Raw genomic sequence first — 19033 nt, forward strand, 5'->3', positions numbered from 1 at the left:
ATTCACTGGATCGCTTTCTGATCCTCCTCAATTATGTACGTGAAGCCGAGCTTGCGTAGGAACCGGCCAATTGCATCAGGGTGCGTCTGAACGCCGGTCGCTTCCGCCAGCGCACCGGCCAGTTCGGGCATGGTCATGTCGCCGTCCTGCTTTTGAGTTCGACGAGAAAAGACCGGTGGGGATCAAGCTTGCCCTTGCCTTGAGGCCGACCTTGCGGCGCAGCTCTGGCCTGTCCGGTTCGCCGGATTGCAAGTCCCCAGCGCGCCCCGGTGGCAGGCGAAAGCCTAAGCCGCAGCGCCGCAGCGCGACCACTTAACCCTTCCTCAGTCAACTTTTGAAACCGCGCCCGAAGCGCATCCGGCAAAGGTGCTGAATAGTGGCTCAGGGCTTATACAATCGATGCACTGAGTTTCGGAGTGTGCGACGCCGATGGGTGGCGGCTCTTCGAATTTTCCGGTCCGACGTCGTCAATCGACCTCTCCCTTTGTAGTCATGGGCCTTTCGCTGCGCAGGTTTCGTTGGAGCGGCCGCGTGGACTGGTCCGGCACCACCGGGTTTTGGTGCCAGGTGTGAAGGTGTTGCATCATTCGGCATCCCCCCTGGCGGTGCGCGGGATTTTTGAGGCTGTCCGAAGGTGAAGGTTTCGATGACAGGTATCGCCCCCCGCATTTGGGGCAAGGCTGAAGACAGATCTCGTCGCGGGGATCGTCGCGCGTCCCCTCATCCGGCGCCTGGGCAGGTTCTGGTTCCACATCGAGCAAGCGCCTGATCCGCTTGATCCTGTCACGGCGAATGCCATTTGCCAAGAATCCGGTGTGGCGGATGCGGTGGAAGCCCGTCGGCAGAACGTGGATCAGGAACCGGCAGATAAACTCGTCCGTGGGCAAGCGCATGACCTTCATGCGATCACCGCGCGTGATGCGATAGTCTTTCCAGCGGAAGGTCACCATTTCGGCGTCGGCGCTGACAAGGCGATGGTTGGAGATTGCGACGCGGTGGGTGTTGCGACTCAGATAAGCGAGCACGGGCTTGCGGCCCACCGAAGGGTGGTTGGCGAAGACACCCCATTCGGCCTTGCGCAGCGACGCCAGATGGGCTGTAAAGGCGTCGGGATCGGCCAACCCCGACAGATCGCAGAAGAACGCCAGCTTCCCCGCATGGTGTAATCTGGCCAGGCCTTCGAGGAACAAGCGCCGGAATAGCCGCGACAGGACCTTGACCGGCAGCAGAACTCCGGGCGGCAGCCGATCCATCGGGTTGCATCCGGTGACATTCCTGCGCCCGGCACAATGATATGCACATGCGGGTGGTGCGTCATCGCCGATCCTCAGGTGTGCAGCACGCTGGTCATGCCGATCCGGGCACCAAGATGCTTCGGCTCGGCCGCAATGGTGAGGAGCGTCTGGGCGGATGCTTTGAGCAGCAGGCCATAGACCACCGCCTTGTTCTGGAAGGCATTGTCAGCAAGCTGGGCCGGCAGGGTGAAGACCACGTGGAAGTACTCCACCGGCAACAGATCCGAGATGCGCGCCTGCATCCATTCCCGCGACGCGGCCCCTTGGCACTTCGGGCAATGTCGGTTGCGGCATGAGTTGTAAGCGATGTGCTCGTGGCCGCACTTGGTGCAGGCCGCCACCTGCCCGCCGAGCGCGGCGGTCCGGCAGGTCTCGATCGCGGACATCACCTTCAACTGCGGCCGGTTCAGGTGGCCTGCATGGTCGCTGCGATAGGCAGCACCATGGGCGCGGAAGAGATCCGCAACCTCCGGTCTGGGACGAGACATGCGACCGTGGTCAGTCGGAACCAGCCTCCCGCCGTACCAGCAGATCGAGCGGGCTGGTCACATCCCGGATCGTCTTGGTCGCCACCTTCGTGTAGATCGTCGTCGTTTCTAGCTTGGCATGGCCAAGCAGCACCTGGATGACGCGGATGTCAGTCCCGCGCCCCAGAAGATGGGTGGCAAAGCTGTGTTGCAGCGTATGGCGTGAGACCTTCTTCTTGAGCTCGGCGACAGCATCACATGACGGTCCTTGCACCCCTTGCCCTGATCGACCCGGATCAACATCCGGTCGCTGTCAATGGCGCCGACCTTGAGATGCGTGACCTCGCTGGCCCTGAGCCCACCGCCATAGGCTACGCTGAAGGCCGCCCGGTATCGCAGCCCAGGTTCTGGCGCAGCTTCGAGAAGGCGCGCGACCTCCTCGGCGCTCAGCACCACCGGGATCTTCTTGGCCGCCCGCTGGTAGCGCATGTGCCGCTTCATCTCCGGCCTCAGACATGTGGTTGTGCAGAAGAAATGGGCACCGTCAGTCAGTTGTTGAAGATCGGAGCGCCAACCCCTTTCTCCTTCATATCAAGCTGGAATGCGCACAATTCCTCCGAGGTCGCGGTATCAGGCGAATGGCCAAGATACCTCGTGAACTCGCGCATTGCCCGCAGATACATCGTCTGCGTCTTGGGCTGCAGACCCTTGATCCGCATATCTTCGAGAAAACGCTGGCGCAGCTTCGGTATATATTGGTCCGTCATCGGAACCTCCTGTCATCAGATGAAGAAGATCCCAATCGTCAGACAGGCGCGCTCATCAACAAAATCGAAGCGCCTCGTTCAGCGCACCCAACCCGCCACAAGCGCCAATACCGCGAAAGCGGCTTCGCCCTCGTCCGGGTTGCACTCATTGGGCCAGAACCGCCTGACGTTTGGGGCAGCGTTGCCCGAATAGCTGCGTCTTAAAGTCCCGGAAAGTCTCACCGATTGTGTCAAACATACCCGAAGTTCCACGGCCGGTTTGTTTCCGCGAAACCGGCGCATATGACCGTCACCGCGTTGCGGCCAGGATCACTCGAACTCGACGATATACCCGTTGGCCTGTTCCAGACCCGAGGCGTCGCCCCATTGCGGCTTGCTGTCGCCGCCCCAGTGATGGAACCGCGCGACGCTTTCGTTCCCGTCCCGATTGTCGGGCTGGTGCTCGTACCAGTTGCTATAGCCCAGGTGCGCGCCATTGACCCAGATCCATCCTTTCTCAGGGCTATCTGTGTCTGGCTGATGCAGCAGACCAATCCAGGGGCCGGTGTAGTGGCCGGGTTTCCATTCCTGCCAGAGCGACTCCTCCTGCTGGATCAACTCCGCGATGAAATCGTTTTGCGCCTGCGAGGTGATCGAGACGAGGCTGCCCCCCATGGCGCGCGCTTCGGCGTCTGCCTCGGCCCAGTTGATGCCCTCGGCCCTCACGATCGAATAATCATGCCCGCCAAAGGCTTCGGTTCTGAGGATATCGCGCCCGGCGATGGCCTCGCGCGCGGCGGCTTCCAGCGCCTGCCGGTCCAGTGCGTCGCGCGCGGCACTCAGCCCGTTCGTTGCACCGCCCTCCCAGAGATGGTGATACACAACGACACCAGCCGCCGCACCAACGCAGAGCAATGTGGCAAGCGCCATGCCTGTTCCGCGCCCGCGCAACTGGCGTTTCAGAATTGCGATCACGGACAGTCGCGCGCCATCCTCCAGCCCGATCTGATAGGCGCGAACCGGGCGAGGGATGTTCTTGAGCCGTTGATTGCCCAGCGACTGGACCTGCAAGGTTAGTTTGCCTTCGATTTGGTCACGCACATCGCTGGACACGCAGATGCCGCCCGGTGCGGCCAGCGATTCCAGACGGGCGGCGATATTGACGCCATCCCCCAGCAGGTCGCCCTCGCGCTCGATCACATCACCGACGCCGATGCCGATCCGGAACCGGATGCGTTTGTCGCTGGGCAAGGGATCGTTGCGATGGCGCAGTGCCTCCTGAATCTCGACCGCGCAGCGCACCGCCTCGACCGAGCTGGTGAACTCGGCCAGCACGCTGTCGCCCGCGGTATTGGCGATGCGCCCGCCGTGATGGGCGATCAGCCCGTCCATGATCTCGCGATACTGCGCCAGCGTGGTGGTGGTGAGCTCCTCATCCGCCGCCATGAGCCGGCTATAGCCCGCCACATCGGCCGCAAAGAGCGCGGCGAGTTTGCGCTGAATGCCACTGTCCTGCTGCAAATGATCTGTCCCGGTTCCGTCTGATGCCATGGGCGGCTTTCCCGCCTTACTCACAAAGCCTATACCAACCGGGCGTTTTTGCGCCATGTCCTGTTTGGGGATCTGCGCTCAGCTCGGGCGCTTGTCGACAAATTCGCTCAGTTCGCGATCAAGTGCGCTCCAGACGCGCCGGATCAGCGGGCTGTTGCGCAGCGCCGCCGGTTTGGTCAGCCAGATCGGGAGTGTCGGCAGAGGGAAAGTGAGGTCGATCTCTTCCAGATCCGGGTCGGCGCGTCCGACCGCCGCCTGCCCAAAGCCCAGACCGCAGCCCGCGCGGATGAGTTCCCAATAGGCCGTCTGGAGGTCGCATCTTGTCGTAAAAAACTCCCGATCGACGGCGAACCCCACGTCGCGAAAGCCCTGAATGATCTGATCGTTGCGGTCATAGCCGACGAAGTCATGGCTCAGTATGTCGGCATCTTTGGTCGGACGCCCCGCCCGGTCAAGGTAGTCCTTGTGCGCGAACAGGCCCATGTCCACCTCGCCCACATAGCGGCTTACCACGTCCAACTGCTCGGGGCGGACCATGCGTATCGCGATATCGGCCTCGCGGAACAGCAGGTTTTCGGTCGTGTCCGAGGCCACCAGTTCCAGCGATATCTCGGGCGCCGCGCGCCGGAGGCGGGCAAAGACCGGCGGCAACACGTGATGGGCCATGAAGATCGACGCGGTGATGCGCACGGTTCCGCTTTCCGCCTGCGCCGCGCCCGCCGCGTGCAGTTCCAGCAGATGCGCGGCCTCCTGCATCCGGCGCGCCGGGCTCAGCAGGTCGAGCGCGGCCTCGGTGGGTTGCATGCCACTGGCGGTGCGCGTGAACAGGTCAAGGCCAAGCCTGTCTTCCAGCGTTGAGATATGCCGCCCGATTGTTGGCTGGGTCAGCCCCAGACGACGTGCCGCCGCCGAGAGCGATCCGGTGTCAGCCACAGCAAGCAGCGTTTGAATATGCGCCCAGTCGAGCCGGGAGAGGGGAGATGTCATGCGTATATGTATATCCAATCAACAAATTTTGGCAATTTTCATACACAAAAGAATATCTCAGTTTGTCGCCATCGTCGCTAAAGGAGAGCAGATATGGGTGGAACGGTTCTGATACTTGGCGCAAGCGGGCGCTTTGGCAGCGCCGCTGCGGATGCATTCTGGAAAGCGGGATGGCAGGTGCGGTTCTTTGATCGAAAGGCAGATGATCTGGACAGCGCAGCCATGGGGGCGGATGTGATCGTCAATGGCTGGAACCCGCCCTATGACCAATGGGCCGCAACCGTGCCCGACCTGACGCGGCAGGTGATCGCTGCCGCTCGGGCCAGTGGCGCGATGGTGATCGTACCGGGCAATGTCTATGTGTTCGGTGTGGACGCCCCGGCGTGCTTTGATGCTGACACGCCGCACCGCGCCACAAACCCGCTGGGTCGCATCCGGATCGAGATGGAGGAGGCCTATCGCAAATCGGGGGTCAAAACCGTGATCCTGCGGGCAGGTGATTTCATTGATACCGCGCGCTCGGATGGCTGGCTCGACAAAATCATGCTGGCCGGGCTGGAGCGGGGCAGGTTCACCTATCCCGGCGACCCGGACCAGCCCCATGCCTGGGCGTTCCTGCCGGATATGGCGCGCGCGGCGGTAGCGCTGGCCGAAATGCGGCACCAACTTTCCCGGTTCGAGGATGTGCCCTTTCCCGGTTACACGCTGACGGGGCGGGAACTGGCAGAGGGCGTGGCATCGGCATATGAACACCGGCTGGCGCTGCGTCGGTTCAACTGGCTACCCATCCTGATGCTGTCGCCATTCTGGAGAATGGGCCGCCACCTGATCGAGATGCGGCATCTGTGGTCAAAGCCGCATGCGTTGGACGGCACGCGCCTGGGCGAACTTCTGCCGGAGTTTGAGGCAACGCCCGTGCAAGATGCCCTGAGTATGGCATTGAACGGTGCGCAGTACAGCCAGACCGATCTGGCGCGCGCGCCGCAAAGCGCAAAGGCCAGAGAAAAGAAAACGCCGCAGAAATTATCTGCGGCGCGTCCTGAATTCTGAACCGTCCTGAGGCTTTCAGGCTTCGGCCTTGGCGGCAGCTGGATTGGCGCCGGGCTTGGTTGCGCGACCGGGGTTCAACGGGTCGTCCTGACGCTGCACCGAACCTTCGAAATGCGCGCCGCTTTCGATTGCGATGGTCTTGTGGATGATGTCGCCTTCGACACGTGCGGTCGAGGTCAGGCGCACCTTGAGGCCCCGCACACGGCCCACGATACGGCCATTGATCACCACGTCATCGGCGGTCACTTCGCCCTTGATGGTGGCCGATTCTCCGATCGTCAGCAGATGCGCGCGGATATCGCCCTCGACCGTGCCTTCGACCTGAATGTCGCCGGTCGTCTTGAGGTTGCCGGTCACATGCAGGTCCGAGGACAGCACCGATGCGGGCGCTTTCGGCTTGGGGGCGGTGGGTTTGTAGTCGCTCTGGGCAGGCGCTGCGGGGGCCGCCGTGGGGGCAGCGGATGCGGGTTTGTCCGCTTCGGGCGCCTTGGTTCCGGGCTCGTTGATTTTGCTCTTAGAAAACATCTCTTGCAGCCTTGATGTAGGTCATAGGGTTCACGGGTTTACCATTGACGCGCACCTCATAGTGCAGATGCGTGCCTGTGGACCGTCCGGTGCTACCCATATCAGCTATGTGATCGCCGCGCGAGACCCTTTGGCCGACCTTTACGCGGATCGAGGTGTTATGAGCGTAAAGTGTCTCAATGCCGAATTCGTGCTTGATTTTGACCAGCCGTCCAAAGCCCGATTGCCAGCCCGCATGGGTGACGACTCCGTCCGCTGTTGCAAAGATATCAGTGCCATGTGCGCCCGCGAAATCGGACCCGTTATGCATCCGGCGACCGCCGGTTTTGGGGTCGCGGCGCGTGCCGAAACCGCTGGTGTAACGCACGGCGGCGCGAACCGGGCTGGCAAAGGGCGCCTTCTGGGCGGCCATACGATAAAGGTTCAGCTGATCCATCTGCTGCAGCAGGCGGTTGGCGCGAATCTCGTCGGGCGAGGCTTCCTCACCGCGTGTGCTGAAGGATAAAGGGGTCAGCGGACCGCCCACACCGCTATAGCCGCGCCGCACCTGTTCGATGATCCGGTCGGTGGGCATGCCCGCACTGCGGAACATCTTGTCCAGCGGTTCGACCGAGATGGCCATCGCCTCTTCGAGCTGACGGAAAATCTGTTCGTTCTGCTCGCGCATCAGCGCGATTTCCAGCTCCAGCTCGTCACGGGCCTCAAGGGCCGATTGCGCATCGGCGATGATCTGGTCGCGCTCGGCTGCGGTCCGGCTAAGCGCGTCGGCGATCAGGTCCATCTGCGCCGGGGCGGCAGAGGCAAGTTTCTGCGCATCGTCGCTCTCGGCCTCAAGCTGCATCTGTGCCAGCGTGGCGCGTGCCGTCTCGCGTTCCTTCATCGCGGTGCGCAGCGTTGTCTGGACGACTTCGATCCCTGTCTCCAGCTCGCTGCGGCGGATTTCCGAGTTCAGCAACTCGGACTGCATCGCTGAAACCTGCGCCAGCGCGGCGTTGAACCGTTCCTGCGCGGCCAGCGCCTCTTCGGCGCGGGCGTCGCGTTCCTGCGACAAGGCGTTGAGCCGGTCCTGATAGGTGGCCTGATCCCGGCGCGCCTGCTCGCGGAAGTTGCCCGAGCCGATGCTGTCCATCAACAGGATCGCGGTGGCCACAATGGTCCAGGCCACGAGCGCCGAGGCACCGGCAAATGCCATAAGCTGGGTTTCGGGTCGGAGGCGGATGAAGCGGGTGTCGCTGTCGGATTTGAGGAACACTCGGCGTTCCGGGAAGCGTCGTTCCAGAAACGCATGAATTTTGATCGCCAGCCTTGTACGCACGCGTAAGTCCCTGTCTGCCCCCAATAGGCGGCCCATCGGTTTGGTCCTGCGGGCCTTGGTGCGACTGAATAGCCACATGTTAAGAATTGGGCAAGCGCGACGCCTTGCGGTTGGTCTCAAGATGGGAGATTTCGCCGCAATTGCGCGGAAAGTTGCCGAAAATTGAGGCAGATTGGCTGATCTCAGCGTAGATAGGCCGGAAACTCCTCGGCAAGTGGCCAGTAAAAGTCGGGCGGCAATCCGGCTTCGGCGCGTTTTTCCTCGTTGAACGGGGGCTTAAGGCCGCCTTTGAAATAGTGCCTGACAAGCGCGTGAAAGACCTCTTTGGGGTCGCTGTTTTCCCGTCCGCAGCAGAAATTGAACCATTTCGCCCCATAGGCCACATGGCTGACCTCTTCGGCGTAAATTGTGTTCAGGCTTTCCACCGCTGCGGTTTCTCCGGCTTTCTCGAAGATGGCGATCATGCCGGGCGTGACGTCCAGACCGCGCGCCTCCAGCACCATGGGCACGATGGCCAGCCGTCCGTGCAGGTCGTCAGCGGTATCCGTCGCGGCCCGCCACATGCCGTGATGGGCGGGTAGGGCGCCATAGAAACTTCCCATATTTTCAAGGCAGTCGCACATAAGATTAAAGTGCTTCGCCTCATCATCTGCGGCCTTGACCCAGTCGTCATAAAACCCCGCAGGCATCGGAGTGTCGGCAAAGCGCGCGATGATGTCCCAATGCAGGTCAACGGCATTTAGTTCGATATGGGCAACGGCATGCAGCAGCGCGATTCGACCGGCAGGAGACCCCGGTTTGCGTTTCGGCACGTCGCGCGGGCTAAGCAGTTCGGGACGTTCCGGGCGCGCTGGGTGGTCCGGCGGGACCGCGTTGCCAAGCGGAATGATCTCGCCCGCATCGCGCGCCGCCTTCCAGGTCGCGGCATGGGCGCGTGATTTGGCCGCCTTGGCGCGGCCATCAGCGGTGCTCAGCACATCGACCGCCATCGCGCTCAATGTGTCCAGGGCAGAGGTATCGGGGGCATCGGTCACGGCTCGAGGGCTCCGGGGGCGTTTTGAAACGGGTCTGTGCCCGGCTATCAAATGCGCGCGGGCGATGCCAGCAGATCAGCTGATTGATGTCGCCGGCGGGTGCAACAGGGCACTGGACAAGCGCGCCGTTCCGTCCTAGCACGCCCTCGAAACTCAGCATTCCAGCCAGGCGACCCCTTTCAACTCAGAATGGAGGCCTGCACATGGCACGGCTTGTTTCCCGCACCCCCAATGGCATTTTGGTGGGCGATCAACGGAAGGATCAGATCCTTCTTCTTCAGGACATGGATGGCGACGGCACCGCCTCGGGCGTCGATGAGGCGCGCGTCTTCTTCGATGCCGATAACGCCTCCGGCCTCACCGCGCCCACCGGCAATGTGTTCACCATCCATCAGGCCAGCGACAAATCGGTCTATTTCGGCGATGGCAATGCCGACACGGTCTATCGCCTGAGCGATACCAATGGCGACGGCGATGCGCAGGATTCGGGCGAGGCGCGGGTCTGGTTCTCGGCTGACAATGCGGCAGGGTTCTCGACCGTAACACCGAATGGCGTGCATGAGGGCGTTGACGGCGCGATCTATATCGCCAATGCCGGGGTGTCCTCGGCACCGCAGGACGCGATCTATCGCACGCTTGATCTGAATGGCGACGGTGATGCCAATGACGCGGGCGAGGCGACGCTGTGGCTGGACCTGCAAAGCGTCATCGATACCGCCGTGCCTTTCGATCTGAGTTTTGACGGCGATGTGGCTTATCTGAACGACCTGACCGGGGCTGCGGCGGATGTGATCTACCGGATCGAGGACAGGAATGGCGATGGCGCCATTCAGAGTGATGAGGTCGTCGATTTCATCTCCGACGACATGAGTTTCGGCGCGCCGGTGGATATTGCCAGCGCGGTGGCGGTGGATGGCACGCTCTATACGCTGACCTGGTTCCCGGATGCGGCCGAGGTGCTGAAGGTTTATCGCCTGGAGGATCTGGACGGATCGGGGCAGATCGACGATTTGGGCGAAGCCACCGAAGTCTGGAACGCCAACCAGATGCCTGACGGGGTCGATGCTGAGATCGGCTTTTCCATCACTGCGGATGAGGATGGCACCCTGGCGCTGGTCGGCAACAGCTTTGCCGGTGCGGGCAATGTGATCCGCCTGAGCGATGCCAATGATGATGGCGATTATTTTGACGGGGCCGAAACCGCATTGTTTGGCTCCAGCACCTATGACGACCAACTGACCCGCCCTCGCGCTTTGGAAACTTATGAGGGCAAGGCGCAGGTAACCGCCGGGACCGCTGGCGCGGGCAACCATTTCTCGGTCTTCCTCGATACCGAGAGCAACACGCTTTATGCGAGCGGCGAGAATGTGGTGGGCCAGTTGGGCAATGGCGCGACGGGGTTCGATATCAAGACGCCCTTGGCGGTCGAGATGCCGGAAGGGTTTGACGCCAAGATCGTCTCCGTCTCCGCCGGTCTGCTGCATACCACCTTTCTGACCGAGGATGGCGATGTCTATGCGTTTGGCTTCAACAATCGCGGGCCGCTAGGGACCGGGGATGAAGAGACCCGCACCAGTGCCGTCAAGATTGACGCGCTGGATGATGCGGATATTGCCAGCATCGAAAACGGCAATGGCGCCTCTTATGCAATCTCCGAGACGGGGCAGCTCTACGCCTGGGGTAATAACAGCAACGGGCAGTTGGGGCTGGGCGATCTGGAGGAACGGCTGACACCGCAAATGGTCGAGGCGTTGGGTAATGAAACCGTGGTCACCGTGTCATCGGGTACTGCCCACACGCTGGCGCTGACAGCCGATGGTCAGGTCTGGGCCTTTGGCAGCAACACGGACGGCCAATTGGGTTCACCCGACGCGCTAGACGAGGATGGCGCGCCCGCGCGACGCTCGGCAGAGCCAGTTCTGGTCGAAGGTCTGCCCGAAAACATCACCTCGGTGACAGCAGATACCAAGACTTCATACGCGGTGACCAGTGATGGTAGGGTCTTTGGCTGGGGCGAAAGCCGCAATGGCCAGTTGCTGCAGGGCGATGACAATGGTGACGGCACCTTCACGCCCGATACCTCAGATGTGCTGGTCCCGGTCGAGCTGACCGGGCTGCCGAACAACGTGGTCGAGGTCAAGGGCGGCGCACGCTGGGCGATGGCGCTGACCGATGATGGCGATGTCTATGCCTGGGGTCCCAATGACGAAGGCCCGACCGGCGGGCTGGATGGTGATCCGCAGGAAAGCGATGCCAGCTTCTACCCGACCCTGATCACCGAGCTTGACGACGTGACCGTGGTGGAACTGCATACCGGTCCGAACTCGATCATCGCGGTGACGGATACGGGCGAGATCTTCACCTGGGGGTCCAACTCGGATGGGCGCCTTGGGTTTTCTTCCGATGGTTCGGTTTACGTCCCGACCCAGATCGAGCTGGGCGGCGAGGCTGATCCCTTCCTCGTCTCTGCGACGCCGGGCGACAACGCCCGCGAGGTGGAGAATGACAGCGCGCTGACCTTGAGTTTCACAGAAGAGGTTGCGGTTGGCGAGGGCACCCTCACGCTGGTCAACCGCGCCGACGGGACTCGGACCGAGATCGACGTGAGCGATGCGCGACTGGTTCAGATCGATGGGACAGAGGTGACCGTCACGCCGCCCGAACATCTGGAGGCGGATGCGCGTTACGCGGTGGAGATCACCGACGGTGCCTTTATCGACCTCAACGGCAATCCCTACGAGGGCATCGCCGAGGGCGACACCTCCAGCTTCAATTTCTCCACCGGCGAAACCCTGTCGCTGGCAACCGCTGGCAAAGGCAGTTTCGGGGCTGACCTGCTGCGCGCGGGCGCAGGCGATGACCGGATCAACGGGCGCTGGGGGGATGATATCGTCTCGGGCGGGGCCGGGGAGGACCGGTTGAAGGGCGGCTTTGGCAATGATCTGCTGAATGGCGGTACGGGTAATGACTGGCTGAAAGGGGGCTTCGGTCGGGATACGCTGGATGGCGGCGAAGGTAACGATGTGCTGACGGGCGGCTGGGGTCGCGACAGCTTTGTCTTTGACGGCGGGCATGACGTGATCCGTGATTTCGACCCCGGTTTCGAATTCCTATGGTGGAGTCGCCCGGGCGACACCGTCGTTCTTGATACCGAGGGTGTTGAAGACTTCGACGACGTGCTGTCGTCGGCCTCGCAGGTCGGGCGCAACACCGTGCTGGAATTCAGCGAGGATGACAGCCTGCTGCTGCGCAACGTCTGGGTGGCAGAGCTGGACAGCGACGATTTCGCATTCCTCTGAAAAGGTCACCCCGGGCGCTCCTGCAAGCGCCCGGGGTGTTTGAAAACCCGGCCTCTCGGGACGCCACTTGCAACAGGGGGCTGCTGCGGCGTTGCGGAGCCGGTGCCGCGCCCGGTGGCCGGAAACTTTCAAAGCTTCTGGACCGATTCCATTTCATGAAATCGGCTGCTCCGAGCCGTCCCGTCTCACCTCACCCCTATAAGCGGAAAACAGAGAGCTTCCTTAAGGGGCTCCTGACGTAGCCGCACTTTATCTGGAGGTCGAAACTGGCACTTCGGGGCAGGGCCGTCCCGGCTTTTTCGGGGCCAAGAGATCTCAGAGCGTTTCGACCGCCTCCAGAACCTCTTCCACATGGCCGGGCACCTTCACTTTGCGCCAGATGCGCGCGATCTTGCCGTCGGCGTCGATCAGATAGGTGGCGCGTTCGATCCCCATCGATTTGCGGCCATACATGTTCTTTTCCACCCAGACGCCATATTGCTCGCAGACGTCAGACTCGGCGTCCGACAGCATCGTGGTGGTCAGCCCGTGCTTGGCGACGAATTTGTCATGCTTGGTGACGGTATCCTTGGAAATCCCCAAAACGTGAGCGCCCGCATCGGAAAAAGCCTGCAACTGCTCGGAAAAGCCGATGGATTCCTTGGTGCAGCCCGGCGTATCATCACGGGGATAGAAGAACAGGACAACCTTGGAGCCGCGCAGGTCGGACAGCGTGACCTCGCCGCCCCCATCGCGGGGCAGGGTAAAGTCCGGGGCGGTATCGGAAAGATCGGGCATAAATGTACTCCGGCAGGAAATTGGTGACAGACAATCGGCATAATAGGCCGCCAGAGTGAAGCGGAAAGGCGTGACAGACAAAAAGAAATCCTCTCCTCGCGTGCCACGCCGCCGCTCGCGGGTGGCGCATGTCTCGATCTGGTCGATGCGGGGGTTTTTGGTGCTGGTCCTGCTGGCCGGGGTCACCGCGTTTGTCTCTCTGGGCCGGAACCTGGATGCGCCCGAATGGCTGCGAGAGCGGATCGAGGCGCGGCTGGAACGGGTGCTTGATGGCGCGCAGGTCGAATTCGGGACGGTCAGGTTCATCATGGATCAGGGCTGGCGTCCGCGCCTGAGCCTGCGCGACGTCACGCTGACCGCCGCCAACGGCACGCCGATCGCGCGTCTGGCCGATACTCAGGCCAGCCTGGCCATGCGGCCGCTGTTGCGGGGCCAGATACGCGCCAAACGGATCGCGCTGGACGGGCTGTTTGTCCTGTTGCGACGCGATATCGACGGCAATTTCGCGCTGACCTTCGGGGATGGGGCGACGCCTGTGGAAAGCGCTCCGAACCTGTCCGGGCTGATTGAAGAATTTGACGAGGTGTTCGAACTGCCGCAATTGTCTGCGCTGGTTGCCGTTGACATGAACGGGCTGACGCTGAGCTATGAGGACGCTCGCCATGGCCGCGCCTGGACGCTGGATGGTGGGCGCATCCAGCTTTATCGCAGCGATGACACGCTGCGTATGGCCACCAGCTTTTCGCTGCTGGGCGGGCGCGATTATGCCAGCAGTATCGAGGCCAATTACACCAGCAGCATCGGATCGCGCGAGGCGTCTTTCGGCGTTTCGATCAGCGATCTCGCTTCCGAGGATATCGCAGTCCAGAGCGTGGCGCTGGCTTGGCTTGAGGTGCTGCGCGCGCCCATTTCCGGCTCCTTGCGCGGTGGCATTGATGCACAGGGCGTGTTGCAGCCGGTCTCGGCCACGTTGCAGATCGGTCAGGGCGTACTGCAACCCACCAACGAGACCCGCCCGATCCCGTTCCGCAGTGCGCGCACCTATTTCAGCTATGATCCGGGCGCACAGGTGCTGCGCTTTGACGAGTTGGCGGTGGACAGCGCCTGGGGGAGGGCCTCGGGCCTGGGCACGGCCTATCTGAACGGCGCCGACCAAGGGCAGCTTGACAGTATCGAGGCGCAGTTCCGGCTCAGCGGGCTGGAGGTCAATCCCAGAAATGTCTACCCCGAGCCGCTGCAACTGGATGCGGCGGATCTGGACTTTCGGCTCGACTTGCGCCCGTTCCGGCTGCGTCTGGGGCAGATGAACATTCGCCACGGTGATCGCAACCTGCATCTGACCGGCGATCTGGCCGCCGCGCCCGAGGGGTGGGACCTGTCGGTGGATGGCAAGCTGGACCGGATCACGCCGCAGCAATTGCTGCATTACTGGCCCGACGGGCTTGCCGTGAAGCCGCGCAAATGGGTCCGCGAGAATCTGCGCGCGGGGCAGGTCAGCGATGCCGAGCTTGCGCTGCGGCTGCGCCCCGACCAGTCCCCGGACATTTATGCGGGCTTTGATTTCGAGGAGGCAGAGGTGAAATTCTCGCGCACCCTGCCGCCGCTGACCAAGGCGCAGGGGCGGGCCGACCTGTTCGGGCGCCGCTTTACGGTCACCGCCAGCGCCGGGCAGGTGGTCAGCGATGCAGGTGCGGTGATCGATGCGGCGGGCTCGTCTTTCATCATCCCCGATATCGGCATCAAGAAGGCCGCGCCGGGCATCGCGCGATTGGCCGCGCGCGGGCCTGTGACGGGCATGCTGTCGCTGCTGAACCGACCACCACTGAACCTGATGGACAAGGCCAAGCTGCCGGTGGATGCGGTGCAGGGCAATGTTGAGATGACGGGCACGCTGGCCCTGCCGATCAAGGACAAGGTGAAACTGCCGGATATGGAGTTCCATTTTGCCGGTACGGTCAGTGATGCCGAAAGCGATATTCTGGTGCCCGGGCAAGAGGTGAGCGCCACATCTTTGGAACTGAGCGGCGATCAGACCGGCGTCCGCCTGTCCGGTTCGGCCTTGTTCGGCGCGGTTCCGATGCAGATCGACTGGCGCCAGCCCATTGGCAAGGGTCCCGAGACGCGCAGCCGTCTGACCGGCTCGATTGAGCTGTCGCGCGCTTTGCTGGACGAGTTGAACGCGGGCCTGCCCGAGAGCATGGTCAGCGGCCTGGGCCGGGCGGATATTGTCTTCGAGGTCGGAGGCGGCACGCCGCCGGAACTGGCGGTCTCTTCCGATCTGGTGGGCGTGGTGCTGACGATCCCGGAACTGGGCTGGCGCAAAACCGCTTCATCTTCGGGGAGTCTTGAGATCACCACCGTGCCCAAGCCCGGCGCGGATATCGACCGGATCGCATTGCAGGCGGCGGGCCTGCGCGCGCAAGGCCGGATCAGCTTTGGCGAAGATGACCAGTTCGAGCGCGCCAGTTTCAGCAGTTTTGAGTTGCGCAACTGGATCGCGGCCCCGGTTGAGTTGATCGGGCGCGGCCGGGGTGCCCCGGATATCCGCCTGCTGGGCGGGCGGGTCGACATGCGCAATGCCACATTCGGAAGCGGCGGTTCGGACGGAGGCGGTAGCAGCGGCAGCGGACCAAACATTACCGCCAATCTGGACCGGTTGCAGATCACCGACAGCATCGCGCTGACCGGGTTTCGGGGCGAGTTTGTCACCGGCGGCGGCCCAAGCGGGAATTTCACCGGCGCCATCAATGGTGGTACGCAGATCACCGGCCAGATGCAGCGCCGTGGCGGGCGGAGCGGGTTTGTCCTGCAATCCGATGATGCGGGCGGCGTGTTCCGCTCGGCAGAACTGCTCAATCAGGCGCGCGGCGGCTCGTTCCAACTGACGCTCGAACCGGTCGAGAGCGATGGGCATTACGACGGTCGGCTCAGGGTGCGCAACACGCGGATCAAGGACGCGCCCGCCATGGCTGCGCTCCTGAACGCGATCAGTATCGTGGGTCTGATCGATGAAATGTCGGGGCAGGGTATCCAGTTCTCGTCTATGGATGGCCGGTTCCGCCTGACCCCAACCGAGGTGATCGTGCTGGAAGGCAGTGCCGTCGGTCCCTCGATGGGGATTTCGGTTGATGGCCGGGTCGATACCGAACGGCGCGTGTTGAACCTGCGCGGGGTGATTTCCCCGGTCTATCTGCTTAATGCCGTTGGCCGGGTGATCAGCCGCAGCGGTGAGGGCTTGTTCGGGTTCAACTACACGCTCACCGGGCCGATGACCGACCCGCGCGTCGGGGTGAACCCGCTTTCGGCGCTGACGCCCGGTATCCTGCGCGATATCTTCCGGGGCGAACCGCGCCCGACCGTTCCGGGGCAAGAGCGTGCCCGGCCGAGGGAGTCGACGCGGGAATCGCTCACCAAACGCCATGGCGAAGATCGCTAGTTTCCAATCCCGCCGCATCGCCGTATAGGGCGGCGCATGAAACTCAGCGATTTCGATTTCCACCTGCCTGAAGAGTTGATCGCCACGCGGCCCGCCAACCCGCGCTCCTCGGCGCGGCTGCTGGTGGCCGAGGGGGCCCGGATCAGCGACGCCCATGTCTATGATTTGCCCGACTGGCTGCGGCCCGGTGACCGGCTGGTGCTGAATGACACACGGGTGATCCCGGCGCGGCTGAGCGGGCAGCGTCACCGCGACAGCGCGCAAGGGCCGGTCTCGGCCCGGATCGAGGCGACCTTGCTGGAGCCGCGCGCCGATGGCGGCTGGTCGGCGCTGGTGAAGCCGCTGAAGAAGGTGAAACCGGGCGAGGAGATCCGCTTTTCGGACGCGCTCAGCGCCACGCTGGTCGGCGTTGAGGAGGGGCAGGCGGTGTTGCGCTTCAACCTGAGCGGCGAGGATTTCGACGCAGCACTGGCCGAGGCGGGCGCGATGCCTTTACCGCCCTACATCGCCAGCAAACGCCCAGCGGATGCGCGCGACAAGACCGATTACCAGACCGTCTGGGCGCGCCATTCCGGCGCGGTTGCCGCCCCCACCGCCTCGCTGCATTTCGACGAAGCCTTGCTCGCAGCCCTTGCCGCGCGCAGTGTCGATTTCACGCATGTGACGCTGCATGTGGGCGCGGGCACCTTCCTGCCGGTCAAGGTCGAGGATGTGACCACCCACAAGATGCATGCGGAATGGGGCCGGGTCAGCGCGCAAGCGGCCGAAGAGATCGTGCAAACACAGCGCGCGGGAGGGCGAATCATCCCGGTCGGCACCACCGCGCTGCGCCTGATCGAAAGCGCCGCACGCGGTGGCGCGATCGCGCCCTGGGAAGGCGAGACCGACATCTTCATCTATCCCGGCTTTGAGTTCCGGGTGACCGATGCGCTGATGACCAATTTCCACCTACCCAAATCGACCCTGCTGATGCTGGTCTCGGCCCTGGTCGGGCAGGACCGTGCCCGCGCGATCTATGATCATGCGATTGCGGGCAAATACCGGTTCTTCTCCTACGGGGATTCGTCGCTGCTGATCCCCTGATCATGGGCCGGAACCGACAGTGAAATTGTCGTAGACAAACGCGTCGGCCCCGCGCAGAGATGGCACCGTGGTCGCAAGATCGGCCAGGCACAGGGAGGCGCAGATGCTACAGGTTCTTTCCAGCGCTTGGGCGCTTTTGCTGGGCATGGGCCTGCTGATGGTGGGCAACGGGCTTCAGGGCACATTGCTGGGCGTGCGCGGCGAGATCGAAGGGTTCTCGACGCTCGAGATGTCCTTTGTGATGTCTGCCTATTTCCTTGGCTTTCTTGGGGGGTCACGTCTGGCCCCCGAGATGATCCGCCGGGTCGGGCATGTGCGGGTCTTTGCGGCGCTGGCCTCGTTCATCTCGGCGGTGATGATCATGTATCCGCTGCTGACCAACCCGGTGGCCTGGGTTCTGGGCCGCGTGGTGATCGGGTTTTGTTTCTCGGGCGTGTATGTGACGGCCGAAAGCTGGCTGAACAACGCCGCCGACAACCAAAACCGCGGCAAGGCGCTGTCGCTTTATATGATCGTGCAGATGACCGGTGTGGTCACGGCGCAGGCGCTGATGTTGGTGGGCGGGCCGGAGGGGTACCAATCCTTCGTGATCGCCTCGATCCTGGTCTCGATCTCTTTTGCGCCGATCCTGCTGTCGATCTCGCCCACACCGGCCTTCGATACCGCCAAACCGATGAGCCTGCGCCGGATCCGCCAGATATCGCCCCTGGGCTGCGTGGGTATGTTCCTGCTGGGGGGCGTGTTTTCGGCACAGTTCGGCATGGCCGCCGTCTATGGGTCTGTTGCCGGGCTGTCCCTGACGCAGATTTCGATCTTTGTCGCGACCTTCTATATTGCAGCCTTGTTGGTGCAATACCCGCTGGGCTGGCTGTCGGACCGGATGGACCGGCGGCGGTTGATCTTTCTTGTTGCTGGTGCTGGTGCGGGCGGCGCGCTTTTGGCGATGTTGATGGGCAACGTCTTTGCCATCCTGCTGATCGCGGCCTTTGTGATCGGCGGCACGTCGAACCCGCTCTATTCGCTGCTGCTGGCCCATACCAACGACCACCTTGATCATGACGACATGGCGGCGGCTTCGGGCGGGCTGGTCTTCATCAATGGCCTGGGCGCAATCGCAGGTCCGCTGATCACCGGTTGGCTGATGAGCGAGAAGGTGTTCGGCCCGCCGGGCTTTTTCCTGTTGATCGCTGTGCTGCTGATTGCGCTGGCGCTTTATGCCGCCTTCCGCATGACCCAGCGTGCGGCTGTTCCGGTCGAGGAAACCGGGACCATATCGCCAATGGGTCCGATCGCGACTCAGGTCGCGATGGAGGTCGCCCAAGAGGTGGCTATCGAGGCAGAATTGGAAGGGCAGGAGGCGGAACAGTCGGCCTGATGGCCCCGCTGTTCCGGCAGAAATGGCAACAAAGCGCGAGCCGCCTCACGCATTGTTTCACTTTGGCGCGCGGCTTTCGTCGCGCCTGTTCCT

General features: G+C 62.8%; 13 protein-coding genes and 2 pseudogenes. 5 read left to right on the forward strand and 10 right to left on the reverse strand.

The window, feature by feature from the left end:
- Positions 1 to 2: 2 nt before the first annotated feature.
- The 6 genes and pseudogenes from AB1E34_RS14490 to AB1E34_RS14515 form a co-directional block, all read right to left on the reverse strand.
- The gene (locus tag AB1E34_RS14490; protein WP_372570726.1) at positions 3 to 137 is read right to left on the reverse strand and encodes a hypothetical protein; all 135 of its coding nucleotides are present in this window, start codon (positions 135 to 137) and stop codon (positions 3 to 5) included.
- Between the two features lie 463 nt (positions 138 to 600).
- Positions 601 to 1783, reverse strand: a pseudogene (locus AB1E34_RS14495) (IS91 family transposase); the annotation flags it as partial.
- Between the two features lie 10 nt (positions 1784 to 1793).
- Positions 1794 to 2263, reverse strand: a pseudogene (locus tag AB1E34_RS14500) (tyrosine-type recombinase/integrase).
- A gap of 47 nt (positions 2264 to 2310) precedes the next feature.
- Entirely contained in the window at positions 2311 to 2529 is a 219-nt protein-coding gene (locus AB1E34_RS14505) for a phage integrase N-terminal SAM-like domain-containing protein (protein ID WP_372573061.1), read from the reverse strand.
- 309 nt (positions 2530 to 2838) lie between these two features.
- Entirely contained in the window at positions 2839 to 4059 is a 1221-nt protein-coding gene (locus tag AB1E34_RS14510) for a lectin-like protein (protein WP_372573062.1), read from the reverse strand.
- 78 nt (positions 4060 to 4137) lie between these two features.
- Positions 4138 to 5046 (reverse strand): LysR family transcriptional regulator, encoded by a 909-nt coding sequence (locus AB1E34_RS14515; protein WP_372573063.1) that lies wholly within the window; start codon positions 5044 to 5046, stop codon positions 4138 to 4140.
- 93 nt (positions 5047 to 5139) lie between these two features.
- Here AB1E34_RS14515 and AB1E34_RS14520 point away from each other — a divergent pair, with 93 nt between their 5' ends.
- Positions 5140 to 6096: a Rossmann-fold NAD(P)-binding domain-containing protein gene (locus AB1E34_RS14520; RefSeq protein ID WP_372573064.1), complete on the forward strand. Its 957-nt coding sequence runs from the start codon at positions 5140 to 5142 to the stop codon at positions 6094 to 6096.
- A gap of 15 nt (positions 6097 to 6111) precedes the next feature.
- Here the strand turns inward: AB1E34_RS14520 and AB1E34_RS14525 are convergent, their stop codons facing one another.
- The 3 genes from AB1E34_RS14525 to AB1E34_RS14535 form a co-directional block, all read right to left on the reverse strand.
- Positions 6112 to 6621 carry a bactofilin family protein gene (locus AB1E34_RS14525; protein WP_372573065.1) on the reverse strand — a complete coding sequence of 170 codons (510 nt, stop codon included), beginning with the start codon at positions 6619 to 6621 and terminating at the stop codon, positions 6112 to 6114.
- A complete protein-coding gene (locus AB1E34_RS14530; RefSeq protein ID WP_372573187.1) occupies positions 6611 to 7936 on the reverse strand; it encodes a DUF5930 domain-containing protein in 1326 nt (441 codons plus the stop codon). Before AB1E34_RS14530 ends, AB1E34_RS14525 begins: the two co-directional genes overlap by 11 nt.
- 182 nt (positions 7937 to 8118) lie before the next feature.
- Entirely contained in the window at positions 8119 to 8925 is an 807-nt protein-coding gene (locus tag AB1E34_RS14535; RefSeq protein ID WP_372573188.1) for a ferritin-like domain-containing protein, read from the reverse strand.
- A 248-nt stretch (positions 8926 to 9173) separates the two neighbouring features.
- On the opposite strand from AB1E34_RS14535, the gene AB1E34_RS14540 reads away from it, so the two are divergent.
- Positions 9174 to 12269: an RCC1 domain-containing protein gene (locus AB1E34_RS14540; protein ID WP_372573066.1), complete on the forward strand. Its 3096-nt coding sequence runs from the start codon at positions 9174 to 9176 to the stop codon at positions 12267 to 12269.
- Between the two features lie 315 nt (positions 12270 to 12584).
- Here AB1E34_RS14540 and AB1E34_RS14545 read toward each other — a convergent pair whose 3' ends face one another.
- Complete coding sequence (locus tag AB1E34_RS14545) at positions 12585 to 13046, reverse strand: peroxiredoxin (protein ID WP_372573067.1); 462 nt, start codon at positions 13044 to 13046, stop codon at positions 12585 to 12587.
- A gap of 70 nt (positions 13047 to 13116) precedes the next feature.
- Between AB1E34_RS14545 and AB1E34_RS14550 the strand changes: the two genes are divergently transcribed.
- The 3 genes from AB1E34_RS14550 (at position 13117) to AB1E34_RS14560 (ending at position 18940) form a co-directional block, all read left to right on the forward strand.
- Positions 13117 to 16482, forward strand: a complete 3366-nt coding sequence (locus AB1E34_RS14550; RefSeq protein ID WP_372573068.1) for a YhdP family protein — start codon at positions 13117 to 13119, stop codon at positions 16480 to 16482.
- 36 nt (positions 16483 to 16518) lie between these two features.
- Positions 16519 to 17565: a tRNA preQ1(34) S-adenosylmethionine ribosyltransferase-isomerase QueA gene (gene queA / locus AB1E34_RS14555; protein WP_372573069.1), complete on the forward strand. Its 1047-nt coding sequence runs from the start codon at positions 16519 to 16521 to the stop codon at positions 17563 to 17565.
- 103 nt (positions 17566 to 17668) lie between these two features.
- Positions 17669 to 18940, forward strand: coding sequence for an MFS transporter (locus AB1E34_RS14560; protein WP_372573070.1), 1272 nt, complete (start codon positions 17669 to 17671; stop codon positions 18938 to 18940).
- Positions 18941 to 19033: the final 93 nt, after the last annotated feature.

The sequence above is a fragment of the Ruegeria jejuensis genome, from assembly GCF_041537905.1.
In the GTDB taxonomy this organism is placed as follows: Bacteria; Pseudomonadota; Alphaproteobacteria; order Rhodobacterales; family Rhodobacteraceae; genus Ruegeria_C.